The sequence below is a fragment of the Streptomyces sp. NPDC001970 genome, from assembly GCF_053594115.1.
The window spans coordinates 1-24,154 of sequence record NZ_JBSFDW010000044.1 but is presented as its reverse complement, the minus strand read 5'-3'; the positions used below and the strand labels follow the sequence as shown (position 1 = coordinate 24,154).

Sequence of the window (24,154 nt, the reverse complement as noted above, 5' to 3'; positions counted from 1 at the left end):
TCCTTTGCGCACGCCGATTCAGTCGCGGATCCCGTCGATGTCGACCAGGACGTGGTGCGGGCCGCGGAAGATCTGGTTGTGGCGGTACGGTGGTGGGTCCTCTACGAGCCGGGGGTTTTCCACCCGGCGGATGAACTCGCCGACCGCGACCTGGACCTCGAGCCGCGCGAGCGGAGCGCCGAAGCAGAAGTGGATGCCCTGGCTGAACCCGAGGTGCTGGTTGTCCCGGCGTTCGAGGTCGAGCTCGTCGGGGTTGGCGAACCGCTTCGGGTCGCGGTTCGCCGAGCCGTATGCCAGGAAGATCGGCGCGCCCTTCGGGATGGTGGTGCCCGCGATGTCGATGTCTTCCACGGCGGAGCGGGTGTGCCAGAACTGGACCGACGACTCGAAGCGCAGCAGTTCCTCGACCCCGGGCACGATCAGCTCGGGCCGGCGGCGCAGCTTCTCGAGCGCGTCGGGGTGCCGCAGCAGGGTGAGCACGCTGTGGGCGATGAGATTGACCGTGGTTTCATGCCCGGCGAAGATCAGGAGCAAGGCATTGCTCACGAGCACGCCCTTGGACATCCCTCCCTCCGGGCCGTCCTCGTTGACCATCGCCGAGAGCATGCCCGGGCCGGGCTGCTTGGCGTACCGGTCGAGCAGCCCGGCTGCGAACTGCTCGAACTCCTGCACGGCCTCACGACCCTCGGCCAGTCGGCTCTGTATCTCCTCGGAGGCAGCCTCGGGGCCGAAATCCAAAGCGTCCAGGGCCGTCTCGATCCAGTTGTGGAAGCGTGGCTCGTCTTCCAGTGGCACGCCCAGGACCTTGCAGATCACGGTCACCGGCAGGGGGTAGGCGAACTCGTCGACGGCATCGATCCGGGTCTTGCCCTGCATGTTGTCCAGGAGGCCGTCGACGATGCGGCGGATGTCGGGTTCCAGGTCGGAGATCAGGTGAGGGGAATGGGGCGGGCCGACGAAATGCGGCGTCATCATCCGGCGATCTCGATCGTGCTCGGGTGGATCCTGGGTGATGATGTTCGGCTCCAAAGAGATGACCGCCTCCGTGATCGGCTCGGCCTCCGCCTCTGCCGAGCCTTCGGCCGGGGCCGCAACCGGGACGGGGAGCTTTCTGACATCCGAACTGACCCGGGGGTCGTGGAGCAGCGCGACGATCTCTTGGTAGGTACTGACGACGTAGGTGCCGTCCGGCTGCCGCGCCACCGGTGTCCTGCGGAGTTCCTCGTAGAACGGGTACGGATTGGCGCGGTTGGCGTAGCGGAGGGCCTGCTGCCAGGGGGTTTCCTCGACCACGAGGCTTCCCTCCTTCTTCCTGTCGATGCTGTCCGCTTGCACGCCCATCCGGCGGGCGCGTCAACGAGGGCGAGACCGGAACTCGGCCCTCCGCTCGCTCGGGTCGTGGCCTGTCAGGACGACGTCGGGGATCGCCGTCGGAACGCCGGGTTGTGGGAACTCGGCCGGGATCGGCTTCATGCCGGGGGGCTGGTCCCAGCCCGGCGGCGGAGGCGGGAACGGACCCGAGTGCTCGATCAGCTTCCCGTAGTACTCCAGCCACTTGCCGTGATCGAAGGTGACGGCGGCGACGATGCGGCCGCGGCGACCGTAGGCGGCGGCGAAGTGGCGCTCCTTGACGGACCCCTGCGTGAAGACGATCTCGTCGCCGAAAGGCGGCACGCCGACGGACTTGATGTTGACGCCGAACTGACCGGACCAGAAGCCGGGCAGCAAAAGATGCGGGCGATAGTGGGGCTCGAGGTTCACCATGTTGTGGGCCGCAACCTCGGCGCCGAGAACGGCATTGTCCCAGTGCTCCATCGCGAGGAACTGGTACTCGTACAGCACGTGGGGCGCGCGCGCCACGTCCCCTGCCACGTAGATGCTGTCGGTGACCACGCCGTTGATGTCGAAGGCGCGACCGCCGGCGTCGCAACCGACGCCCCAGAAACCGGACGCCAGCGCGGCGCCCTCCAGCCATTCCACGTTGCGGATCGACCCCAGCGAGGCCACCACCACGTCGGCGTCGATGATGGTTCCGTCCGAGAGATGAGCACGCCGTACGTGTCCGCCGGAGTCGCCCTCCAGTGACGACACGCCCAGCCCGCAGCGCAGGTCCACGCCGTGGTCGCGCTGCATCTCCGCGGCGATCTCTCCGATCACCCCGCCGAGCGCGCCGACCAGCGGTGCCGAGCCCCGCTCGACGACGGTCACCGGGAGATCGAGTTCCCGGCAGACGGAGGCCACTTCCGAGCCGATGAACCCGGCGCCGATGACAACGACCCGCGACGGCGGCGCGGCCAGCGCCTTTTGCAGCTGTGCGGCATCATCACGCGAGCGCAGCGTGTAGACCCCGTCCAGGGCGGCCTCGTCCGGGTTCGGCCACTGTCGCGCGCGGGTACCCGTGGCGATCAGCAACCGGTCGTACGGGATCTGCTCGCCGTCGGCCAGGCGCACCTGCTTCGCGGCCCGGTCCAACCCGGTGGCGGCCACCCCGAGCCGCCACTGCGCATTCACTTCTCGCAGGCGGGGCAGCTTGGTGTGGTCGGCCGGCACCCAGCCTTTGAGCACCTGCTTGGACAGCGGAGGACGGTCGTAGGGCTCGTACGGCTCGTCCCCGATGATGGTCAGAGACCCGGTGAAGCCCTCCTCACGCAAGGCTTCGGCGGCCCGCAGTCCGGCCAGGGACGCACCGACGATGACGATCCGGCCGGCAGCCCTGAACTCGCGCACCAGCTCTGCGACCGTTGCCGGCACGGTCATGACGTCGCGCTCCCCTCCGCGCCGTCCAAGCGGTCGATCACGATCGCCTGCACCGGACACGCCGCAGCGGCTCGCTCAACCTGCAGGCGCCGCTCGTCCTCGGGGTTCGGCTCGTAGGTGAGGGCCTCCTGGCCAGTCAGTCTGAAGACCTCGTGCGCCAAATACACGCATTGTGCGTATCCCTGGCACCGATTCAGGTCCACGGCGATCCGCATGGGCAGACTCCTTCCGATCTGCTGCCCAGCTGGACAACCCACCCGTCGCCCCCGCCGACGCCACCGGCTGAGCACCCATATGTTCGATCTTCTTCGCCACGGCGGTACCTTCGCGGTGACGCTTACTGCCGGTGAGCGTCACGGTCCGAAGGTCGTACACGTCCGATTGCGTCGGCATCAAGGTTCGCCCCGGCCGTTCCGCCCACAAAAAATGCTCGTCCCGTATTCCGACGACCGCAAATCCGCTGTTACGGAAGACATCTCTCAGGGCAGCTGTCGTTCTTGATCACTGACCGGTTCGTGCAGGTCCGGGGCTTCCGGAGTGCCTGCCCGCATGGAAGCGGCCACCGTGATCATGAGCGTTTGTGGAGACAATACGGCCCCGGCCGACCGAGCCGGCTGAAGCCACTGAAGCCACTGAAGCCACTGGTCACGCCTTGCACGCCCGGTCACCAACCCTCAAGGACCTCACGGTCGGTGCCACTGATGGTCCCGGGCCAATGTTGTTGGGCAGCGAGCGGAGTACGGGTCTGCTGGCGCAGGAGTTGGTTCTCGACCGTCGCCTGGTGCAGGGCGCCGATGAGGGCTTCGACGTCGGCCTTGAGCTGGGCGATCTCCCCCGTGTCGGCAGCCCGTAGTTCCTTGAGGCGACGGATCTGCTTGCGCAGGCCCTGCTCGCTGTCCGGGCTGCCGCCCCGGGTACCTGGTCATAGAACTCGTTCTTCAGGTCAGTGTGCGGAAGGGTAGCGGACCACATCGGGCCCACCCGCGCGTCGTGGACAACGGACAACATCAAGCCCTGTCCATAACCCCACCTCGTCGCCTACTTCGCCGGCTGGGGAGCCGATCGCCGACGGCAGCGCGGCGGCACTCCGTCCGCGGACGACGCGGCGAGGAGCAACATGTGACGTCGTCGAGATGCCGGCTGTACCGCAGGCCGCGATCAAGGCTGTGACGGCGCCCGCACCACTGTGGGCGCCGGCCGCTCCCGCGGACAGCTGCAAAAGGCGTGCCGACTTCGACCGCAGCCGACTGATCGTCAGGTGTTCGGGGCGCCGAGGAATTCCAGGAGCTCCGCATTCACCTCGCCGGGGCGTTCCTCGGCGATCCAGTGGCCGCAGCCGGGCAGGATGTGCGCCGGTCCGACGGTCGGGTGGAGCGTGGGCAGGGCGGGGAGGCGTTGGTCCATCCCCGGGAACCCGTAGACCAGGTCCCGATCGCCGGTGATGTAGCGGCCGGGCATCCGGTACTGCGCGCCGTCCCATGGGGCGGTCAGCTGCCAATTGCGGTCGAAGTTGCGGTACCAGTTGAGGGCGCTGGTGAAGCCGGCTTCGGTGAACTCCGTCGCGAGTGTGTCGATGTCGGCCTCGGTGAGCCAGGCGGGAAGTTCCTCGGGGTCCTCGAAGAGGTCCAGGAATCCCTTGCCCGGTGGGACGACCGGCTCGACCGGCGGGTCGCTGTGCGGGTTGTCGCCGCAGAGGCCGTACATCACGCGACGGAAGGTGGCGTGCGGGTCCTTCGCGAGCTCGGCGTCCGCGACGCCGGGGGTCTGGAAGTAGTTCCAGTAGAACTGGCCGCCGAACAGCTCGCGCATCGCCTGCAGCGGAGGAACCGGACCGCGCTGCGGCGGCGGAACGCTGAGGCCCACGACCCCCCGGACGGCGTCGGGCCGCATCAGCGCGGTGGACCAGGCGACCATGCTGCCCAGGTCGTGGCCGATGACCACGGCCTGCTGTGCGCCGAGTTCGCGGATCAGGCCTATGACGTCGCCGACGAGGTGCAGCATGGTGTATTCCTCAACCGCGGCGGGCCGGTCGCTGCGGGCGTAACCGCGCTGATCAACGGCGACGACGTGGTATCCGGCACCGGCCAGGGGCGTGAACTGGTGGCGCCAGTTGTACCAGCATTCGGGAAAGCCGTGGAGCAGGAGGACCAGGGGTCCTTCACCCTCCTCCGCGATGTGCAGCCGACACCCTCCAACCGTGACGCTGCGGTGCTCGACCATGGTCACACACCCCTTCCAGGTGGTTGGTCCGTCACCCACGCTACTCGCGGGTCACACCGACAGCCGAGTGATCGCCCGCCGTGGTCAGCGGGGCCGTTGCTCAGTTTGACGCGCACCGCCGCGCTCGGCAGGCATCGCATTCCCACGATCAGGCAGTGACCTGGCCGGCAGCGGAAGGGCCGGCGCCGCCGGCAGGTGCCCAGTTGCCGGCGCTCTCGGTGCCCAAGCGGTCCTACGGGGGCTCGCCGGGCACCACCGATTCATGGCACACCACCGAAGGGTGCGTCTGCCCTTCTCGTCCTCACCACACCCACCGGCCGCAGGCTGTGATGGACAGCCGGGTTGCCGGTCGCCGTCCCTTGTTCAGCGGTCTGACGATGCCTCCGGAGCGGCGGCACCCCCCTGGGCCATGCGTTCACCATGCGTTCACGGCATGGGGACGGGACATGCCGGCTCCAGGGCCCCGATTCGCACTTCTGGACCAAAGGGACTAATAATGATAAAAATCTCATGTATGAGGCTTTTGTCCTACGGAGGAGCTCGTCCATGCCTGCAGTTCTGATCCACGGCGTCCCCGACACCCACCGTGTGTGGGACGGCGTGTGCCAGCACCTGAGCCGAAGTGACGTCGCGGCCTGGGACCTGCCCGGCTTCGGCGCACCGCGGCCGCAAGGCTTCGGCTCCACCAAAGAGGAGTACGTCGATTGGCTCATCGATCGGCTGGAGCAAGTCGGCGAGCCGGCGGACCTGGTCGGCCATGACTGGGGCTGCATTCTCACCGCGCGCGTCGCTTCGATACGGCCGGACCTCGTTCGTACGTGGGCCGGCAGCAGCGCCCCGGTCAGTGCTCAGTACGACTGGCATCCGCTGGCCAAGATCTGGCAGGACCCGGTCGAGGGGGACCGGTTCATGAACGAGCTAGACCCAGCATCCTTCGCCGAGGACCTGAGCAAACTCGATGTCCCGGCTGACGTGGCCGAGGAAATGGTCCGTCGCGTGGACGGGTCGATGAGGGACAGCATCCTCAAGCTGTACCGCTCCGCCGTGACGGTGGGCGCGGAGTGGGAACCGGGACTGGCGAACGTGTCCGCGCCGTCCCTGGTCCTCTGGGGGACGCTCGACCCGGCCTGTCCGATCGCGTTCGCCGATGAACTCGGCCAAGCTGTGCGAGCGTCCCGGGTCGTCAAACTCGACTGCAGCCACTGGACGTTGATCCAGAAGCCGGCCGAGGTCGCCGCAGCCCTTGAGGCGCACTGGAATGCCTGAGGAGCTGTTGTCCTTCCGGTGTGATGAGCGCGTTTTCTCCGATGAGGCATGGGCTCGGTGATTCCGTGGGAGTGGTGGCCTGTCGTGTCGTCGATGCCGGGGGAGGTCGCGGATGTCGCTGGCCTTCGGACTGCCGGAACAGCACGAACTCGCCGCGCGCCGTCGAGTCGAGGGGCTGCGCGGGGAACCCGGCCGCATCCGAGCCGAGCTCGACGCGGCCGAGCGGGAATGACAGGGGTGGGCGATCACCCACGGGCGGGTCGATGCGGTGCCGGCTCGAGGGCCGGCATTGGCCGGACGAACAACAATAGGCCCGCCGGCCTGCGCCGCAGTGGTCCCTTGTGCGGACTGTCAGGAGGATGTGGTGGCTGTCCCACTGCCCTGCTGACTCCTCCATGTCCGGAGTTTCTTGTCCTGCCCCCTGACGCCGGGCAAGGCGGGAGCGCCTCGTTGACGCGCCAGGCACATAAGCGTCGCCTGCCCCTCATGTCGGGCGCCATCCACCAGCCTTCGAGGATGGCGGCCGCAGCCTGCACTGCTCACGAGCAACGTTCGCAATCAAGAAGATCTCGACTTCGTTGATTGCGTGTGATGCCTCGGTGTTCCGTGACGGCCGTTCTCGGACACTGCGCAGGTCCCAGTCGGGTGATCCAGTTCGCCACGCGGGGCGTCGGCTTCCGGTGCGACGCCCGGGTTCCTGCGCCGCGTCGCCGCCATCACGAGCGAGAGGTGACCCTCCCCCTTGACTGGCGGCGCCACCATCGATTTTCCATACAACGTATGGTATTAGGGAAAGGGAGGTTTCGTACCTTGTATGGAATCTGAGGATGTTGCCGCATCGGCAACCTCTATCGCGCCCTGTGGCGCCGCGCGGAGCTGGCTGACGCTCACGAAGGAGAGCGACCCGCGCAGCCGCATCGAACAATCCCAGTGAATTGCACTAGTGAACTCAACGTCCGTCGCACTGACGGATGGTTTTGAATCGAAGGAGAAACTTGTGAGTTACCTCGCGAAGCGCGTGTCTGTCGCCATCGCCTCCCTGGCGGTGGCCGGCGGAGCCGTTCTTGGTGCCGGGGGTACTGCGTCGGCTGCGACGTCGACGTCAGGGCACGTCCAGCGCCCCGCCGCCAGTGTCGAGGCCAACGACCACCGCTGGGGCGGCGATGACGACCGCTGGGGCCGTGACGACGGACGTTGGGACGACGACGACCGTTGGGACCGTCGCGACAACGACCGCTGGGACTGTGACGACGACCGGGACCGTGACCACGACGACCGCTGGGACCGTGACCACGACGACCGCCGGGACCGCGACAAGGCGAGCCGCCACCACGACCGGTAGAGCTCCGGTCGCTGATACGAAGGTCGCCGTGATCCGGCAACCGACGTTGGTCGCATCCCTGTGATGCTCCCGGCCGTCAGTGGTGGCTTCGCCTGCTGCTGACGGCCGGGCGCGACGGCAGGAGATGTAGCTCCTGCGAGCGTTCTCCTGCCGTCCGACACCGCTCCCCGTAGTACCCACTTCTCCGTTCAGGCCTCCTAGACAGGCCTTTCCGATGGCCCTCCCGGTATGACTCGAGGCAGCAGGAGTAAAAACCAATGAAGTCGTTGAGAACCGTGATTCAGGGGCTGCATGTGCAACTTGTCGTTGCGCATGAGATGTCCTTGCCTGTGAGCGTGAGGCTGCGGTACGAGCCCAGTGATCCCTATGTCATCCGTGCCGCATTCACCGCTGTCGACAGCGACGAGACGGTGGAGTGGATCATTGGACGAGATCTTCTGATCGACGGGCTGGAAGGCCCCGCCGGCGAGGGGGACATACGCATATGGCCCGCCGACGGGCCTGACCGCTACAACTTGTACATCCTTCTCAACCCGCCGGCCGGTGTGGCTTTGCTCAAAGCCCGGGCGCAGGAAATCAAGGCGTTCCTGCAGGAAACGGTGGCCCTGGTGCCCAGGGGAGCCGAGCTCGGGCACATCGACTTGGACGCTTCGCTGGCGCACTTCCTCGCCGAAGGATGAAGGTGGCCCAGCTGCCGCTCGTCGAGAGCCGGGTCGCTCACGGGCCCCTCGTCACCGAGTCCTGTCAGCGTGCCCACCCTGAGGTGAATTTATGCTCTTGCTGATGGCTGCTGCTGATCAGAATGCGTCCTCATCGATTTCTGGTGCGGGCCTCCTGTCGATCTGCGCATTGCTCTTCACCATCGCCTCGTTCTGGTGGCTCAACGCCAGACAGGGGCGCCTGGAGTCGTGGGAGCCTCATTCCTTTGCGGCGATTGTCCACGGCTCCATGGTTCGCCTGCGGGTTCCGCTCATCCTTCACAACACCGGTGCCAAGCCGATAGTCGTGCAGGATCTCAGGCTGACCTTCCCTGATGAGCCAGCCTCTCATCTGCCACTCCTGTGGATGTCTTCACCATCCCGTCTCCAACCCGGGCCGGACGAGGAACCGGAGTTGCCGGCCGGATTCATCGTGGCCGGCAGAGAAGCACAACGACTCTTCATCGAGTTCGAGGCACCGTTTTCCGGGTTGGTTCCGGAGGCCCGTGACTACAAGGTCCGAATCCAAGTGAGGGTTGGCCACCGCAAGGGGTGGCGCTCGCTTCTGACGTTCACCCTGAGGACCACCAACATCATTCATCCCGACCGGTACACCATCTGCAACAACGCCCCTCTCGAACTGACCAAGGAAGACTGCAAAAAGGCAGACGCTGCGCTCCTGGAGCTGTTGGACGGGCAGGAGAAGGGCGCTTCCGCCAAGAGCGAGACCAAGCGGCGAGGCTCTTGGAACGACGAGGGCAACGCCGATACGGACCTGTAGGTCGTAAGGATGGTGCTGAGCGTGGCGTGGGCGCACCGTGTCGGCACCCGCCCGCTGACGCCGGAGCCGCCGATCCTGCTGGGTCGCCCTCAACAGGAGGGCGCCTCCGGGTCACGTCTGCCCGCTGTCGTGCTTCGGCTCACGGCCTGGCCCCGAGTTTCGGGTGCCGACCAGTCCCGGAATGAGCACGGCGGCCACGGCAAGGCGCATAAGAGCCAGCGATGCGCGGGTTCCGAGGTTCTCCTTTCCTGGGCTGGAGCTGGAGGTGAAGGCTCTGGAGTATGCGTGCCGCGCCGGGCCTGCGGGCACACGGTCTGGGAAGACGGGGGTGCCGGGTGCCCCGATGTCAGCGGAACTGCAGGCGGGCCTGGTTCGGGATGTCGCCGAACCCGCCGCTGTGGAAGTCGCGGAAGGCCTGCTCGATTTCGCTCGCGCTGTTCATGACGAACGGGCCCGCGACGGGCTGACCTGCTGACCGATCGGCTCACCGCTTTGAAGCGCTCTCCTCCCTTCGCAAGCTCAGGAAGGAGATTCCGCCCTATCTTGCGATGGGAGGCTTGACGCGACGAGCGCGCCTGACGACTGCTCTTCCAGCAGCCGGGATCGCCACGAGGCCGATCCGGTACAGGTGCAAGATGTTCCGGGCTGCGTTGTGGTCGGCGTTGCCGAACCAGCCGCAATCGGGGTTCTTGCACACGAACGTGGCCTGATCTTCCCGGCTGCCGGGCGTGGTGAAACCGCACGCTGAGCAGCGCTGGGAGGTGCCGGGGGCGGGGACCTTGACCAGGGTGCCGCCGTGCTGGGCGGTCTTGTACGTCAGCATCGTGACCGTGCGGTTCCACGCCTCGGATGCGATGGAGCGGTTCAGCCCGGTCTTCTGTGCGACGTTCTTCCCCGGCTCTTCGACAGTGCCCCGAGCCGACTTGACCATGCTCGTGATGGTGAGTGCTTCGACCACGACCGTGCCGTAGGTGCGGGCGATGGTGGTGGTCGTCTGGTGCTGCCAGTCCGCTGCTCGTCGCTTGGCTTTCGCTCGGAGCCGGGCGATCTGGTCATAGGTGCGGTGCAGGCGACGCGAGGTGCGCTCCCCTACCTTGCGGTGCTGTTTGCGCTGGGCGGCGCGCTGCTCCAGGCGCAGGAGCTTGGTCTTCTCCTTCTCGGTCAGCCACTCGCCGTGCTCGAACGTGGTTCCGTCCGAGAGAGCGAGCGGGACCGTGACGCCCACGTCGATTCCGACATCCGGCCCCTGGTGGGGCTCGGGCGGGGGCTCCTGGGTCATCACGCGGAAGGCAATGTGCCAGCCGAGCGCGTCTTTGATGAGCCGGGCGCCGGTGATCCGGTTGTCCTTGTTGGCGTGCTTGCCGACGGGGAGGTCTTCGGTCCACCGGAAGCGGACACGGCCGATCTTGGGCAGGTTGACCATGCCCCAGCGGCGGTGCACGCGCGTGATGTTCAGGTCGCGGCCCTGCGGCACGTCCACGCTCATCACGGACCGGAACCGGCCCTTGAAAGTCGGGGCGTCCGCTCGGCCCTCCCAGCAGTTCTTCCATGCCTGGAAGTACGTCTTCAACACCGCCTGCGCGGCCTGCGCGGGGAGGACGGCGAGGAAATCAAGATCCTTGCGGGCCTGGCGTATCGCGGCGTCCGCGTTCGCCAGGGTCCGCTTGTCCTTCGACATCATCTGCCACCAGGCGTGCAGCAGGTTCCACATCGTGCGGGCCGCGTATGCCTGGGCTTCGGCCGTCGACACCTCGGCAGGCGACAGCACAAGTCGGGCCCGGTGCCCGAACTTCCGCTTGGCCAGGGTGCCTTGACTCACGACCGCAAGCCTATCATTTAGTTTATGTCACCACGATGGAATCCCAACCCGGACGTGCGCACTGGTCGTCATGTCGTCTACAACCTGCACGTGCACTTGGTTTTTGTCACGAAGTACCGACGTAAGGCCATGACCGACGCCATGCTCACGCGCTGCGAGGAGATCATGCGTGACGTGTGCACGGACTTCGAAGCCGAGCTGAAGCAGTTCAACGGCGAGCAGGACCATGTGCATCTGCTGGTGCACTACCCGCCGAAAGTCCAGCTCTCGAAGCTGGTCAACAGCCTCAAGGGCGTATCCGCCCGCCTCCTGCGCAAGGAGTACGACGCGCACGTCCGCCGATACCTGTGGAGCGGCCACTTCTGGTCCGGGTCCTACTTCGCCGGATCATGCGGAGGGGCTCCCCTCAGCGTCGTACAGCAGTACATCGAGCGGCAGCAGCGCCCCATGAGCTGAGGGCAACAGTGCGGACCCCTGCCTACGGCGCGGGAAAGAGCAGTCTTCAGGTGCGCTTCACCACCGCCCTGAAGGGCGGCGCACTGCGCAAGAACAGAGGTAGACCATGACCACGCTGTGCTCGTCGCCGTCGGCGGTCTCAAGCGCGATGGGTCGAGAGCGAAGCCTGGGGAAGGGGGTCGGACCAGGCGATCTCCCCTGCGCGCACGGGACGCCCGGCGACCGTCACCCTGCCGGACAGGACGTAGACGAAGGCACGATCCCGGCCGGCAGCAGATGATCCAGTCGTCGGCCGGGCTCGAGGGCGATCACCGCTCCGGAGATGAGCCAGTTTTTCAGTGCGGGGCCTTGGACGCCGCCGGCCTCGCCCGAAATGGCGACGAAGGCACCTTCTCCATCTGCTCTTTCTGGTACGTCGAGGCCCTTACCCGCGCCGGACGCCTGGACGAAGCCTGCCTGGCCTTCGAGAAGATGTTCACCTACGCCAACCATCCAGACCTGTACGCCGAGGAGATCAGCCACACCGGAGAGCAACTGGGCAATTGCCCCCAGGCGTTCACCCACCTCGCCCTCAGCGCCGCCTTCAACCTCGACCGCGCGTTGGGTTGACAGCCGACCGGCCTGACGGCGTCCCTCGAACTACCTCGGGACGGCACGCCTGGTCGAGGACCGCCCCACCTACGCAGAACGCCATACTCCGCGGACACCGCCACCTCCCATCCAACTTTGAGGCCTGTCGTGGGTCATGGCGTCGTCAGGATCGCACCAGAGATCGCGGCACCTTGATGCTGCGTGAGCGCAGCCATTCGCCGAGTGCTTTGGCCTGCGAGTCCAGCCGCAGTGTCGAGGTGGCGCCGGTCCCGAGCAGTCCTCGGACGAGGAAGTTGACCGCGCCCAGGTGGGGGAGTTCGTGGCGCGAGATCTCCAGTGCGTGTGTTTCGGGAAGAAGGCGTCGCAGTTCGTCGATGGTGAGGGTGGATCTGAGCCAGTCCCATGCCGCACGGTCGCGTACCCAGACGCCGAGATTCGCGTCGCCGCCCTTGTCGCCGGAGCGGGCGTGCACGATCTCACCGAGCGGGGCGACGACGAGTTCGTCTGCCCGCGGCGCAGGCACCGATGGCGCGAGCGCCGACTCGGCCTGCGGCATTACCTCGCCACCGGCTCCGTCCGGGTTGCCGGGGGCCATGATCTCGGTCGTGCCGTCGTAGTGGTGGACCGTGTGGTGGAGCATCCGCTGGTCGAGCAGTGCGGGCCAGTAGACACCGAATGCGGAGCCCGGTTGGGGAGGGCCGAGGGAGTACAGCCCGGGGTAGCTGGACAGGGCCAGCTCGACCACGCGCGACGAGAAGGCGCGCCCGGCGGCCTGCTGCGTCCCCTGCACGGTGATCCTGAGCAGCTCGGTTCCCGCGTTCTGGGTGTCGGGATCGGGCTGGGCCCGCCCGATGCGCTCGACGGCGACCGCGTCGAGCCCGCGGGTGGCTTCGGCGTAGCGGTGGACGAATCGCTCCACGAGGGCGGCCTTCGCGTCGAGATCCGTGCCGGTGAGCGCGAGGATCGCGCTGTTCGTCCAGCCTCCCACCCCGGTGATCGCGACCTTGGTCGTCCTGGACGGCGCCGTGCCTCGCACGCCGCTGATCCCGACGCGGTCCTCGCCGAGGTCTGTCAGCGTCGCGGTGTCCAGATGGGCGGTCACGTCGGGGTTGAGATACGCGGGTTCACCGATCTCGTAGAGCAGTTGGGCGGTGACCGTGTCCTGGGTGACCACGCCGCCGGCGCCCGGGTTCTTGGTGATCACCGAGGAGCCGTCGGCGGCGATCTCGGCGATCGGGAACCCCGGCTCCACGAGGTCGGGGACGGAACGGAATCCGGAGAAGTTGCCGCCGGTCGCCTGAGGCCCGCACTCGATGACGTGTCCGGCGGCGGCCGCGCCGGCGAGGGCGTCGTGGTCGTCAGGCGTCCAACCCCACCACCAGGCGGCGGGACCGACGACCAGGGATGCGTCGGTGACGCGGCCCGTGACGACGATGTCGGCGCCGTTGTGGAGGGCGCGCGTGATGCCGAAGCCGCCGAGGTAGGCGTTGGCCGTCAGCGGCTGGTGCGGCCAGTCCGACAGCGGCTGACCACTCGTCAGATGCGGCAGGCAATGGCTCGCTTGCCGCAGACCGTCGAGGCTGCCGAAGACGTCGTCGCCTTCGATGTGGGAGACCCGCAGGTCGTGACCGTGGCGTGCGATCAGTTCGCGCGTGGCGGCGGCCAGCCCGGCGGGGTTGAGTCCTCCGGCGTTGACGACGAGCCTGATCCGGTTGGCGACGAGGTGCTCGAGCGCCGCGTCGAGCTGCTGCAGGAAGGTGGTCGCAAAGCCCTTCGTGCTGTCCTTGGCGCGCGCCTTGCCGAGGATCAGCATCGTGACCTCGGCGAGGTAGTCACCGGTGAGGACGTCGATGCCGCCCGCTCGGGCCATGTCGGCCATGGCCGAGGCGCGGTCGCCGTAGAAGCCGGAGCAGTTCCCGACACGGAGGGGGCGTCGGCCCCGTTCTGATGCTGACGTCATGCCAAATCTTCCGGTGTAGAGGAGCGAAGACCGCCGGCGTTCTCTCCCTCGGCCCTGCTGACCCGTACCGTCCCTTCGAACCCCACCTCGCCGGAGGGGTGTTCCTCGGCGAGCTCAAGGGTCATGCTGTCGCCCTCGATGTGGGTCACCCGCGCGATGTAGGCCAGGTTGGCGGGCGCACAGACGGGCTTGCGCAGGCGGTAGGCGACCTTCGTCACGCGCCACTTGGCGCCGAGAGCCTCGGTGACACAGCGCAGGGCAAGCGCCGCTCGCAGGTGGGAGTGCACCACGAGACCGCCGTGGCCCTCCTCGCGTGCGTAGGGCTCGTCGAAGTGGATGCGGTGGGGGTTCCAGGTGACCGCGCTGTAGCGGAACAGCTGAAAGGGCGTGGCCGTGTGCTTGAGCCGTGGGAGTGTGTCCCCGACCTGGTAGTTGATGGACACTACGACTCCTGCAAGGGGTTGCGCAGTACGACGGTGCGCCGGTTGCGGTTGAGGACGGCACCCTGGGCGGACGTGAACGTGTGGAGGGTGGTGACGAACACGCAGTCGCCGACGCGGGTCTGCTTGGGAGTGACCGCCTCGAGGGTGGTTTCGAGCACCACCTCCGTCCCCGCAGTCACGGGACTGACCAACTCCATCTCCTCGCCGGCCCCCATCACGCGCAGCCCGAGGTCCCCGTCACCGAGGGGTGTGTCACCGCCGAGGGGTGTCCCGTCGGGCTGAAGCTGGGCCTCGGGGGTGCCGATGCCCCACTCCACGATCGCGGCGAGCATGTTCGGTGGCGCCACGACATCCGCGTACCCGGCCGAACGTGCGGCCGCGGCGTCGTAGTGGACTGGGTCCGCGGCGCCGATGGTCAGTGCGTAGCGGCCGATGCTCACCGCGTCCAGCGTACCGAGGCTCCGGAGCGAGAGGACGGCTCCGGTCCGCGACCGGGTCTGGTCGTAGTACTCCGCCAGCGGAGTACCGGGTTCAGGTGTGAACATGCTTGGGATCCTCACCATTGATCTGGGTGCCGGCTTCGACGGCGGCATCCGCGTGGCCTGTGAGCTCGGCGAGAACCTCCCGCGTCGACTCGCCCAGCGGCGGGGCGGCCCGCAGCGGGCCCACCGGCGAGTCGCTGAGCCTCAGAGGGCATCCCGCAACCGGCACCCGGCCCCTGGCCGGGTGCTCGACGTACTGGATCATGCCGCGCTGGATCAGGTGCTCGTCGGAGTCGACCTCACGGATCGACTTGACCGGCGCGCAGGGCACACCGGCGGCCTGCAGGTCCCGCACCAGCTCGGCACGCGTCCGGGTCCTGGTGCGGGAAGAGACCTGCTCGTCGACCGCGTCGATGTTGGCGACCCGGTCCTTCTGCGTGCGGAACCTGGGGTCGTCGATCAGCTCGGGCCGGCCCAGTGCGGTTGCCACGCCGCGCCAGTGCCGCTCGGCGATGCATATGATCGCCAGCCATCCGTCGCTCGCCTCGTAGATGTTGTACGGCGCGACCGCCATGCCCGAATGCCGGTTCCCGGTGCGCTCGGGGAGCTCTCGGCCGGGGTTGTTGTGCAGGCCGCCCAGGCTGGATGCCAGCATCGGGTAGATGGTGTCGTGCATCGAGACCTCGACGATCTGCCCCCGTCCCGTGCGCTCGCGCTGGAACAGGGCCGCGCTGATCGCCCCGAACAGGTGGATGCCGCCGGAGAAGTCCACGAACGCGGCGCCGGCCTTGGTCGGCGGCCCGTCGGGCTCCCCGGTGGACGCGGCGCTGCCGGACATCGCCTGCACGGTGATGTCCATGGCCGACATGTGTGCGTACGGGCCCGTGGATCCGTAGCCCTTGCCGGAGGCCACGACCAGACGCGGGTTGTGTTCGAGGAGCCGCGCCGGGCTGAGCCGGAGGCGCTCCATCGTGCCCGGCGCGTAGTTCTCGATGAGCACGTCGGCGGTCTCGACCAGGTCGAGCAGCGCCTGGCGACCGGCGTCGGTCTTCAGGTCGAGCACCACACTCCGCTTGTGGGAGTTGAGCATCACGAACTCGTGGGACTCGATGGGCTCGTGCGAGCGGAAGCGCAGTGGCTCACCGCCGGGTGGCTCGACCTTGATGACGTCGGCGCCCAGTTGGGCGAGCAGGAGCCCGCAGTAGGGGCCGTTGTAGATCTGGCCCAGTTCCAGGACCCGGATGCCGTCGAACGCCGGTCGCATGGCTGCTCCCCCGCCGATCAGGACTTGATCACGCCGGTGGCGCCGCCGTGGATGTAGGGGATCGGTCCGGTGCCCTGTGCCGCCGCCGCGGTCTCGGTCAGGTGCTGGAGGGTCACCGCGTCCATGACCGAGTGGAAGGTGCCGTCCTCGTTGAAGCTGACCTGTGCACCCTCGATCCAGGCCAGGGCAACGGTGTCCTCGGTGTTGTCCTCGGGGGTGTAGAAGGTGTGCACCGAGCCGCCGGGCTCGTACAGGTAGGAGCCCGCCGTCTGCGGCTGGTCGGGGTACTCGTGGTACAGCCAGCGGCCCTGGATCGTCCACACCTGAGCCGAACCGGTGTGGTAGTGGATCGGCAGCTCGACACCGGGTGCCAAGGTGGACAGGAAGACCCACTCTCCGCGCTCGGGGTCCAGGCGCAGCGTCTGGATGTGAATGCCGGGGGCGACGAGATCCTTGAACAGCGGGATCTGGTCGATGTTGACGGTCAGAAGCTCACCCTGCGGCAGAGAGACGAGCGGCAGCGGGGCTCCGCTGCGGGTGGTGGCCACGCCGGGAGAGACAGGTGCGGTCATGTTTTCGGGCCTTCCGTTGCGAGTGCTGACCTTCCGGGACAGGCGACATGCGAGGTGGTGCGTTGGGGTTCATGGAGCGTACGTATTTACGTATGTCGAGCCGGATTTCCGGATGGCTGGGACGCTACGGTGGCCCACGCCTGCCTGACAAGACTCGTGCACGGACTTTTGGCGGACAGGGCGGTGCTAGCATCAGCCGCATGCCCGTCCGCCCGCATCGCACGGTCGACCGAGTGATCGGGATCCTCGAAGCCGTGGCCCTGAGCCCGCGGGGAGTGACGCTGGCTGAGCTGGCAGCCGCCCTGGACGCGGCGAAGAGCTCCGTTCAGGAGCTGACCAACGGACTTCTCGCCCGCGGCTACCTCATCGAGGACGACCGCCGGTTCCACCTCGGACCAGGGCCCTTCATCCTCGCCGCTCGCGCGAACAAGCTGGCCGCGTTGTCTCTCGATCACCAGTTCCTGGCCGAGTTGAGCAAGGTCCTCCGCTGCACCGTCCTCGTCGGGGTGCGCGTCGGCGACGCCCTCGTCTACGCCGACCATGCCGGTCAGGAGTCGCCCAACCTGACTTTCGTCGCGCGCACCCACGCCCGTCGCCCCCTCTTCACGACCGCTGCCGGCAAGGCTCTGCTCGCCAGCGTCCCCGACGAGGAGATGTACCGGCTTCTGGAACTGGCCGGTGCGGAACAGGCAGGAGAGGCCCGGCAGTTCCTCGCCGAGCTCCCCGAGATCCGCTCCCGCCGACTCGCCTTCAACCGCGGAGTCACGTTCAAGGACGCCTTTGCCGTGGCCACGCCCCTGCTGGCATCCGACGGCAGTCCGATAGCGGCGATCAGCGCAGCCGTCGACCCCGCAGAAGCGGATCGTCTCGACGACCTCGGCGAGGAGCTCAAGAAGGCAGTCGCCGTTCTCGGCCCCCGGTACGGGCTCAACCGCGCCTGATCCCCTGCGCCGGCGAGCGGCCGGGCTGTCGCCCTCCGGTGATGTCCAGCCGTCGCGGCAGCCGCCGACGCCCGCTTCAAGGGACCTTTACCAGGAGGAGGGTGGTGTCGTCGGCACGCTCTCCTGCCGGCCGGGCGCGGGCGAGAAGTGTGTCGGCGATGTCGTCCAGCGGGCCGGTGGCTTCGGAGAGCACTGTCGCGAAGGGGTCGTCCTGCTCAGCGACACCGCCTGGTGCATGACCCCGCACTCCGGGCAGGGTTCCGGCATGGGCATCGCGGGCGCCGAACTGCTGGCCCGGCTGGTCGCCGAACACGACCACCTGTCCGCCGCCCTCCGCGGGTGGGAGCAACGGCTGCGCCCGTTCGTCACCCGCCACCAGAGGGAGGCCCTGCGCATGCGGTACTTCTTCATGCCCACCCACCGCTTCGGGTACGCCGCCCGCCGCACCCTCACCCGCGCGGCCAACACCCCTGTCGGCTCCGCGCTCACCAAGACCCTTGCGAACTGACCGTCCACACAAGACCGTGGGCGCCGGTGCTCCCTCACACACCGGCGCCCACTCACCCCTGCCCGAGGTGGTCTTGATGAACTTTCTGTTCAGTTATCAGGGGACGAGGATGAGGCGGATCGGGTCGCCGATCTTGTTCTCCAGCCGGTTGACCGCGTCGGCGGCCTCGGCGAGCGGGATGTGGTCGGTGATGGAGGGGGCCAGGTCGAGACGGCCGACCTCGGCCAGCCGGACCAGCTCGGTGACGGACTCGGGGGTGCCGCCGTAGTGGCCGCGCACCTGCTTGCCCAGGTAGTTGAAGGTCAGGCCCTCGCTGATGGTGATCGGCCTGGGGCTGATGCCGACCAAAATGAGGATTCCGTTCAGGCCCAGCACGGCGGCGGCCTGCTCACGGACTGCCGGCACGCCGGCGCAGTCGAAGGCGAAGTCCAGGCCCCGTCCGCCGGCGGCCGCGCGGACCTGGTCGGCGAAGTCGTCGGCGGCCGGGTCGAGGGCGAAGTCCGCGCCGAAGGCCAGGGCACGCTCCCGGGCGCCGGGCAGCGGGTCGACGGCGATGATCGGCGCGGCGCCGGCCAGGCGGGCGAGACGTACGTTGTGGGCGCCGACACCGCCCACGCCCCAGATGCCGACGGACTGGGCGGGACGTACGCCCGCGGTGGTGACGACGGCGGCGTAGGGGGTGGAGACCGCGTCGGGGATGATCGCGGCCTGGTCGAAGGGGAGGTTGTCGGGGATGGGGATGAGGGTGTCCTCGCGGGCGAGGGTGTACTGGGCCCAGCCGCCGTCGTAGTCGATGCCGGCGGTGCGCATCTGGGTGCAGGGGCGGCGGCGCACGCAGCCGGCGCACTGGCCGCAGGTCTTGCCGGCCTCCAGGGTGACGCGGGTGCCGACGGTCAGGCCGCGCTTGAGGTCGGGGCCGAGGGTGTGGATCACACCGGAGACCTCGTGGCCGACGGTGACCGTGTCGGAGGTGGCGAACAGCGGGACGAGGGAGCCGTCGATGAGGTGGACGTCGGAGAGGCAGACGCCTGCGGCCTTGACCTCGATGAGGACCTCGCCCGGGCCGGGCACGGGGATGGAGACCTCCTCCACGGCGAACTTCTTGCTGTCCAGGTGGAAGCGTCCGGCGAGCATGGTGTCCATGGTGCTCTGCTTTCTGTGAGCGGCACTCCTGGCGGTTCGGGCCGATGGGTGCCGTGTGGTGCCTCGTGGGTGAGTGGTGGCCAGGAGGGTGCGGGGTGTCAGGACCGCCGCACCCTCCCGGCGTCTGGGGGAAGCTCCTATAGATCGTCAAGCGGTCTGTGGGAGCGTTTTGGTAGTGGGGATCGTGTGGGGTAGGTGCCGGTAGATCTCGCGGGCGACGAACCGCTTCAGGCACCGGACGATGTCCTTCTTGGTCATGCCTTCGGCGGTGCGGCGGGCGACGTCAGGCGAAGACGTCCTGCTGGTAGCGCTCGTCCGCTTCCAGCTGGGCGAGCCACTGCTGGGCGGCCTCGTCGTCGCTGCCGGTCCGCTCGCGGTAGATCGCCGCGAGGGCCTCGCGCACGGCGGGCGCCATGCGGCGGCCGTCACCGCAGACGTAGATGTACGCGCCGTCTTCGATGGCCTGCCACACGGTGTCGGCGGCGTTGGCGATGGCGTTCTGCACGAACCGGGCCGGGTGGCCGGTCACCGCGGAGTAGGCGGTGTGCACCTGGGCGATCCCGGCCTGCTCCCAGTCCTGCATCTCCTGCCGGTAGAAGTAGTCGTGCTCCGGGTGGCGGCAGCCGACGAAGACCTGGGACAGGCCCACCTCGATGCCGTTCTCCTGCTGCGAGGCGCGCTCCTCCAGGAATCCGCGCAGCGGCGCGATGCCGGTGCCCGGGCCGATGAGGACCAGCGGCGTGGCCGGGTCGGCCGGCGGCGCGAAGGTCGGGGAGGGCACCCGCACGTAGCCGTAGAAGACGTCTCCGCGCTCGAGGCCTGCGACGTAGGAGGAGCAGGTGCCGCGGTACTGGCCGTCGCCGGACAGGGCCGGGCCTTCCAGCAGGCCCACGGTCAGCCGCACGTGGCGCGCGTTGGCCAGCGGGGCGGAGGAGATGGAGTAGAACCGCGGGCGGATCGGGCCCATCATGTCCAGGAAGACCGCCAGCGGCAGCTCGACCGCCGGGAAGCGCTCCAGCAGGCCCAGCACGGAGACCCGCTTGCCCAGGATCTCGGTCTGGTAGCGCTCCTCGGATTCGGCGGTGTCGGCCGTGTAGGCCTGCAGCTGCGGCCGGGTCCACGGGCACTGGGTGTGCTCGGCCAGCGTCTCTATCTGGGAACGTGTGGCCACGTCCTGCAGCTCCAGGAACTCGGTGAGCAGCAGGCCTGCGGTCACGGGGGTGCCGACCGGGAGGTGGGTGCGGCCGCCGGCCGGCAGGTCCAGGCGCAGGACCTGGTCGCGGTCGACGCCGAGCCGCGCGAGGGCGCGGTTGACCAGCGCGGGCTCGTTCTTGGCGAAGACGGCCAGGTGGTTGCCGGTGTCGTAGGTGACGCCGTCGGGGAGCTCGATGGTGATGGACTTCGCGGACGGGCGCGGCGGCTCGATGCTGAAGTCCCACAGGCCGGTGGCGTCGGCCACGAGTTCTTCGTTGGCCACGACCGTGAGGGGGTAGGCCTGCTCGGAGACGATCGCGGGGCGCACGTCCGCCTCGGTGAGCAGCTGGACCTGGTAGCGCGGGCCGCTGGCCTGGGAGGTGTCGGCGGCGTACTCCTCGGCCAGGGTGGTCCACAGGGTGTCCATCCAGCGAGTGGCCATGCCGTCGAAGTCACCGGCGGCATCCGCGATGCCGCGTTCGATGACGGGGGTGGCGCCGGCGGCCAGCAGGCCTGCCTCGATCCGCTTGGGGAAGCCCTGGTAGGTGGCCACCCACTGGGTGTTGCCGGCACCCAGCAGCGCGAACCGCACGTTGGACAGCGAGCCCTCCGGGAGTCCGGCGGCGATCAGGTCGTCGAAACGCTGCGCGTTGTCCGGGGCCTTGCCGTTGTAGCTGGAGGCGACGACCACGAGCAGGCCCTCGGTGGGCAGGTTGTCGCCCAGCTCGTCCAGGCCGACCAGGGTGGTGCCGAACCCGGAGCGCTCGCTGCGGTCGGCGATGGTGCGCGCCAGGTCCTCGCACGAGCCGAGGCTGGAGCCGTAGGCGACGGTCAGGTTCACCCCGACACCGCTGACCGCAGCCTGCGCCTGCGTGTCGTCCGTCTGCAGGTCCACTGCGCCGAACACGGTCCGCTCGTGCTCCCGACGGGACCGCACTTTCAGTTCGAAGCCGCCGGGCTTGCGCGTCAGCGCCTCCCGCACGTCCATCTTGTAGTCGTCGATGTCGGCGAACTTGAACTTCTGCAGCACCAGTGCGAGGGCCAGACGGGCCTCGGTGAGCGCGAACTGCCGACCGATGCAGGCACGCACGCCGTTACCGAACGGCTTGTAGGCGTGCGGGTGGTGGTTGACCCGGTTCTCCGGCAGCCACCGCTCGATGTCGAACTCATCCGGCCGGTCCCACGCCTTGGGGTGGGTGTGCAGCGGGCCCTCGAGGAGGTTGACCCGCGCTCCCTTCTTCAGCTCGTAGCAGCCGCCGATGACGGTGTCCTCGATCGGGGACTTGCCGATCATCGGGATGGGAGCCCACAGGCGCAGGGTCTCCTCCAGGATGCGCGGGATCACGTCCATCTGCATGATCGTGTCGTAGTCCGGGACCGTGTCGCCCGGCAGCAGCCGGTCCACCTCGGCGTAGGCCTGGGCCAGCACCTGCGGGTTACGCATCAGCGAGTAAGTGGCGAACGACAGCAGACCACTGGTGGTCTCGTGACCGGCGATCAGGAACGTCACCACCTGGTCACGGACGTTGTCGTCGTCCAGCCCCTTGCCGGTCTCCGGGTCGGTGGCCTCCAGCATCAGACCCAGCAGGTCATCCTCAGCGGTGCCCTTCCCCTCACGGCGCTCCTTGATCACACTCTCGACCAGGTCCCGCATCAGCTGGATGTTCTCGCGGTACTTCTTGTCGTCCGCCTTGCGCATCTTGGTCATCATCGGCAGCTCCTGCGAGCGCCGCAGCGACTCAACCAGCGCCTCCAGCAGCGCGTTGAGGAAGGGGTGCAGATCCTCCTTGGCGAAGGAGTCGAACCGGTAACCGAACCCCGACAGGGCGATGGTGTCCAGGGTCAACCGGGTGTAGTCGTCGGTGATGTTGACCGACTGGCCCTCCCTGCGCTCCCACTTGCTCACCAGGTTCTGGGCGATCTCCAGCATCTGCCCGTAGTAGCCCTTCATCGCCCGCTGGCTGAAGGCCGGGAGGAGGACTCGGTGCGCCATGCCCCATTCCTCCTCGTGCTGGTGGGCCGTGAACAGGCCCGCACCCGTGAAGTCCCGGACATGGGCCAGCGGCGTCTTGTCGATCTGCTTGAAGAACCGCGTCTCGTCGCAGACCTCGGCCACCAGGTCCGGGTCCCAGACGAAGACCTGCTCGATGCCGGCGATCTCCATGCCGTAGAGCCCCTCGGGGAACTGCTTGGCCAGTTCGCCGAAGTACTCGACCGGGTTGGTGCTGGGGATCTGCGGCGTGTGGCCGAGGAAGGGGACCCCGCGCGGAGACCGGATGGGTCGCAGGTCGTTCTTGGACTGTGTGGTCATGGCTTGCTCCTCTGTGCAGGCAGGGGATGGGCAAGGGCGCCGGCGATACCGGGGTGCACCACGGAAACATACGCCGTATGGAATTGGTACCATACGACGTATGGAAAATCGACCGCAACCCGGAGTCATGCGGGCGACCGTCATGCCGCCGTGTGGCCGAGGTCATTTCCATACGCTGTATGAAACTGATACCGTCCGCGTATGGAAAAGGCGAAGCGTCCCCCGCGGGGAACAAGAAAGAGGGACGTGCCTCTGACCGAGGCCGGGATCTATGCCGCCGCCCTGCGGCTCATCGACGCGGACGGGGTCGAGGCGCTCACCATGCGCAAACTCGCGACCGTGCTCGATGCGAACCCGATGTCGCTGTACCACCACGTGCCGAACAAGGACGCCCTACTGCGCGGCGTGGCGAGAATGGTCGGCACCCAGTTCCGCACCGTGACGCTGGAGGATGCTCCCTGGCAGGAGCGCATCCGCCTGCTCGCCACGGATTTCCGGACGCTGGCGCACCGCCACCCCAAGCTCATGGCCTACTCGTTCAGCCACCAGGCGGACTTCATCCAGCCCGAGGACCCGTTCTGGGTTGCGCTCACCGCGATCCTGGACGCCGCAGGGGTGCCGCCCTCGGAGCTCCCGCAGATCACCGCTCTCGTGGGCGCCGTCATCACCGGTGTCCTCACCGCCGAACTCAACGGCGCGCTCCACCGGTGGTTGAGCCTCGCATCCCCCACTGTCGGCGAAGACGGGCCCACCCATGACGAGAACTGCATGTTCCGCCTGACGCTGGACACGATCATCACGGGCCTGGAGGGCCGACTCGGCGCCGATGGTGACGGCCAGAGCGCCGGCCATTGATTGTGCAGTCCGGAAGCGTTGCGGCCTGAGGCCGGCCCGTGGTCGGGCGGGCTCAGGCTGCGGCGTATGAGGTGGCACCCATCACATCCGGAAAGGCCCTCTCCACGCGGCCGCCGCAGATGCGCGGTGTGCTGCGGCTGGGCCGGGCGACCGATCTGTGGCCGACCTGAATGGTGTACACCGTCGGCGGATCCACGTGCGCGCTCTACGGGCACCGCCTGTCCTACGCCACCTCGCGCTCACCCTTGCCGCCGGTTCGCTCGCCTGGATGGTGCGCACGGCCCCCGGTCTCGTACGGTTCCAGGAACCGCAGCGTCCGGCAGTGGCCAGGGCCCTGGACGCTGCCGTGCGGCCCGCTCGCACTCCGCGGACGACGACCCTGCACATGAATGACTCGGCCGGCCGAGCTGCGGACGCGGCAGCAGCCTGGCGCACGGTGCCGCCGGTACGCGTTCACCCCGTTATGTTTTTCGCGGTCCTGCAAGAGGACCGCTGGCCTCCGGGCCCGGCATGACTGTTGCCCCCTGTCGATCGGATGACCTGGGGGGTGG

Annotated in this window: 21 protein-coding genes and 3 pseudogenes; 10 read left to right on the top strand and 14 right to left on the bottom strand. The window is 68.0% G+C overall.

Going from position 1 to position 24,154, the window contains the following annotated elements:
* Positions 1–18 precede the first annotated feature (18 nt).
* Genes ACWCP0_RS35935 through ACWCP0_RS35925 form a run of 3 tightly spaced genes read right to left on the bottom strand, consistent with a single transcriptional unit; the run spans position 19 to position 2,972 of the window.
* Positions 19–1,293 carry a cytochrome P450 gene (locus ACWCP0_RS35935; protein ID WP_451082947.1) on the bottom strand — a complete coding sequence of 425 codons (1,275 nt, stop codon included), beginning with the start codon at positions 1,291–1,293 and terminating at the stop codon, positions 19–21.
* A 60-nt stretch (positions 1,294–1,353) separates the two neighbouring features.
* Positions 1,354–2,757, bottom strand: coding sequence for an NAD(P)/FAD-dependent oxidoreductase (locus ACWCP0_RS35930; RefSeq protein ID WP_451082946.1), 1,404 nt, complete (start codon positions 2,755–2,757; stop codon positions 1,354–1,356).
* On the bottom strand, positions 2,754–2,972 hold the full coding sequence (locus ACWCP0_RS35925) for a ferredoxin (protein WP_451082945.1): 219 nt from the start codon (positions 2,970–2,972) through the stop codon (positions 2,754–2,756). The genes ACWCP0_RS35930 and ACWCP0_RS35925 overlap by 4 nt, the downstream gene beginning before the upstream one ends.
* A 500-nt stretch (positions 2,973–3,472) precedes the next feature.
* On the opposite strand from ACWCP0_RS35925, the gene ACWCP0_RS35920 reads away from it, so the two are divergent.
* On the top strand, positions 3,473–3,610 hold the full coding sequence (locus ACWCP0_RS35920; RefSeq protein WP_451082944.1) for a hypothetical protein: 138 nt from the start codon (positions 3,473–3,475) through the stop codon (positions 3,608–3,610).
* Positions 3,611–4,011: 401 nt separating this feature from the next.
* Here ACWCP0_RS35920 and ACWCP0_RS35915 read toward each other — a convergent pair whose 3' ends face one another.
* A complete protein-coding gene (locus ACWCP0_RS35915; RefSeq protein ID WP_451082943.1) occupies positions 4,012–4,977 on the bottom strand; it encodes an alpha/beta fold hydrolase in 966 nt (321 codons plus the stop codon).
* A gap of 546 nt (positions 4,978–5,523) precedes the next feature.
* On the opposite strand from ACWCP0_RS35915, the gene ACWCP0_RS35910 reads away from it, so the two are divergent.
* The 4 genes from ACWCP0_RS35910 to ACWCP0_RS35895 all read left to right on the top strand — a co-directional run bounded on the left by ACWCP0_RS35910 (position 5,524) and on the right by ACWCP0_RS35895 (position 9,064).
* A complete protein-coding gene (locus ACWCP0_RS35910; protein WP_451082942.1) occupies positions 5,524–6,243 on the top strand; it encodes an alpha/beta fold hydrolase in 720 nt (239 codons plus the stop codon).
* Between the two features lie 997 nt (positions 6,244–7,240).
* Entirely contained in the window at positions 7,241–7,585 is a 345-nt protein-coding gene (locus tag ACWCP0_RS35905; RefSeq protein ID WP_451082941.1) for a hypothetical protein, read from the top strand.
* A gap of 257 nt (positions 7,586–7,842) precedes the next feature.
* The gene (locus ACWCP0_RS35900) at positions 7,843–8,265 is read left to right on the top strand and encodes an SsgA family sporulation/cell division regulator (protein WP_451082940.1); all 423 of its coding nucleotides are present in this window, start codon (positions 7,843–7,845) and stop codon (positions 8,263–8,265) included.
* A 103-nt stretch (positions 8,266–8,368) separates the two neighbouring features.
* Positions 8,369–9,064, top strand: coding sequence for a hypothetical protein (locus ACWCP0_RS35895; RefSeq protein WP_451082939.1), 696 nt, complete (start codon positions 8,369–8,371; stop codon positions 9,062–9,064).
* Positions 9,065–9,410: 346 nt separating this feature from the next.
* Here ACWCP0_RS35895 and ACWCP0_RS35890 read toward each other — a convergent pair.
* Together ACWCP0_RS35890 and ACWCP0_RS35885 are read right to left on the bottom strand one after the other, a co-directional pair.
* Positions 9,411–9,512 (bottom strand): annotated as a pseudogene (locus ACWCP0_RS35890) (pirin family protein); the annotation flags it as partial.
* A 90-nt stretch (positions 9,513–9,602) separates the two neighbouring features.
* Positions 9,603–10,883 (bottom strand): RNA-guided endonuclease InsQ/TnpB family protein, encoded by a 1,281-nt coding sequence (locus ACWCP0_RS35885; RefSeq protein ID WP_451082938.1) that lies wholly within the window; start codon positions 10,881–10,883, stop codon positions 9,603–9,605.
* A gap of 24 nt (positions 10,884–10,907) precedes the next feature.
* Between ACWCP0_RS35885 and tnpA the strand changes: the two genes are divergently transcribed.
* Complete coding sequence (gene tnpA / locus ACWCP0_RS35880) at positions 10,908–11,339, top strand: IS200/IS605 family transposase (RefSeq protein ID WP_451082937.1); 432 nt, start codon at positions 10,908–10,910, stop codon at positions 11,337–11,339.
* Between the two features lie 375 nt (positions 11,340–11,714).
* Positions 11,715–11,948: pseudogene (locus ACWCP0_RS35875) on the top strand (glycoside hydrolase family 15 protein); the annotation flags it as partial.
* Positions 11,949–12,093: 145 nt separating this feature from the next.
* Here the strand turns inward: ACWCP0_RS35875 and ACWCP0_RS35870 are convergent.
* Genes ACWCP0_RS35870 through ACWCP0_RS35850 form a run of 5 tightly spaced genes read right to left on the bottom strand, consistent with a single transcriptional unit; the run spans position 12,094 to position 16,651 of the window.
* On the bottom strand, positions 12,094–13,890 hold the full coding sequence (locus ACWCP0_RS35870; RefSeq protein WP_451082936.1) for an acyclic terpene utilization AtuA family protein: 1,797 nt from the start codon (positions 13,888–13,890) through the stop codon (positions 12,094–12,096).
* On the bottom strand, positions 13,887–14,333 hold the full coding sequence (locus ACWCP0_RS35865) for a MaoC/PaaZ C-terminal domain-containing protein (protein ID WP_451082935.1): 447 nt from the start codon (positions 14,331–14,333) through the stop codon (positions 13,887–13,889). Before ACWCP0_RS35865 ends, ACWCP0_RS35870 begins: the two co-directional genes overlap by 4 nt.
* Positions 14,333–14,878, bottom strand: a complete 546-nt coding sequence (locus tag ACWCP0_RS35860) for an FAS1-like dehydratase domain-containing protein (protein WP_451082934.1) — start codon at positions 14,876–14,878, stop codon at positions 14,333–14,335. The genes ACWCP0_RS35865 and ACWCP0_RS35860 overlap by 1 nt, the downstream gene beginning before the upstream one ends.
* Positions 14,865–16,079: a CaiB/BaiF CoA transferase family protein gene (locus ACWCP0_RS35855; RefSeq protein WP_451082933.1), complete on the bottom strand. Its 1,215-nt coding sequence runs from the start codon at positions 16,077–16,079 to the stop codon at positions 14,865–14,867. Before ACWCP0_RS35855 ends, ACWCP0_RS35860 begins: the two co-directional genes overlap by 14 nt.
* A 17-nt stretch (positions 16,080–16,096) precedes the next feature.
* On the bottom strand, positions 16,097–16,651 hold the full coding sequence (locus ACWCP0_RS35850) for a 2,4'-dihydroxyacetophenone dioxygenase family protein (RefSeq protein WP_451082932.1): 555 nt from the start codon (positions 16,649–16,651) through the stop codon (positions 16,097–16,099).
* Between the two features lie 200 nt (positions 16,652–16,851).
* Here ACWCP0_RS35850 and ACWCP0_RS35845 point away from each other — a divergent pair, with 200 nt between their 5' ends.
* Both ACWCP0_RS35845 and ACWCP0_RS35840 read left to right on the top strand, forming a co-directional pair.
* The gene (locus ACWCP0_RS35845) at positions 16,852–17,592 is read left to right on the top strand and encodes an IclR family transcriptional regulator (RefSeq protein WP_451082931.1); all 741 of its coding nucleotides are present in this window, start codon (positions 16,852–16,854) and stop codon (positions 17,590–17,592) included.
* Positions 17,593–17,827: 235 nt separating this feature from the next.
* Positions 17,828–18,100 (top strand): FAD-dependent oxidoreductase, encoded by a 273-nt coding sequence (locus ACWCP0_RS35840; RefSeq protein ID WP_451082930.1) that lies wholly within the window; start codon positions 17,828–17,830, stop codon positions 18,098–18,100.
* Positions 18,101–18,196: 96 nt separating this feature from the next.
* Here the strand turns inward: ACWCP0_RS35840 and ACWCP0_RS35835 are convergent, their stop codons facing one another.
* The 3 genes and pseudogenes from ACWCP0_RS35835 to ACWCP0_RS35825 form a co-directional block, all read right to left on the bottom strand.
* The gene (locus ACWCP0_RS35835; protein ID WP_451082929.1) at positions 18,197–19,243 is read right to left on the bottom strand and encodes a zinc-binding dehydrogenase; all 1,047 of its coding nucleotides are present in this window, start codon (positions 19,241–19,243) and stop codon (positions 18,197–18,199) included.
* Between the two features lie 147 nt (positions 19,244–19,390).
* Positions 19,391–19,525: pseudogene (locus ACWCP0_RS35830) on the bottom strand (IS110 family transposase); the annotation flags it as partial.
* A gap of 1 nt (position 19,526) precedes the next feature.
* On the bottom strand, positions 19,527–22,748 hold the full coding sequence (locus tag ACWCP0_RS35825) for a bifunctional cytochrome P450/NADPH--P450 reductase (protein ID WP_451082928.1): 3,222 nt from the start codon (positions 22,746–22,748) through the stop codon (positions 19,527–19,529).
* Positions 22,749–22,994: 246 nt separating this feature from the next.
* Here ACWCP0_RS35825 and ACWCP0_RS35820 point away from each other — a divergent pair, with 246 nt between their 5' ends.
* A complete protein-coding gene (locus ACWCP0_RS35820; RefSeq protein ID WP_451082927.1) occupies positions 22,995–23,603 on the top strand; it encodes a TetR/AcrR family transcriptional regulator in 609 nt (202 codons plus the stop codon).
* Positions 23,604–24,154 lie beyond the last annotated feature (551 nt).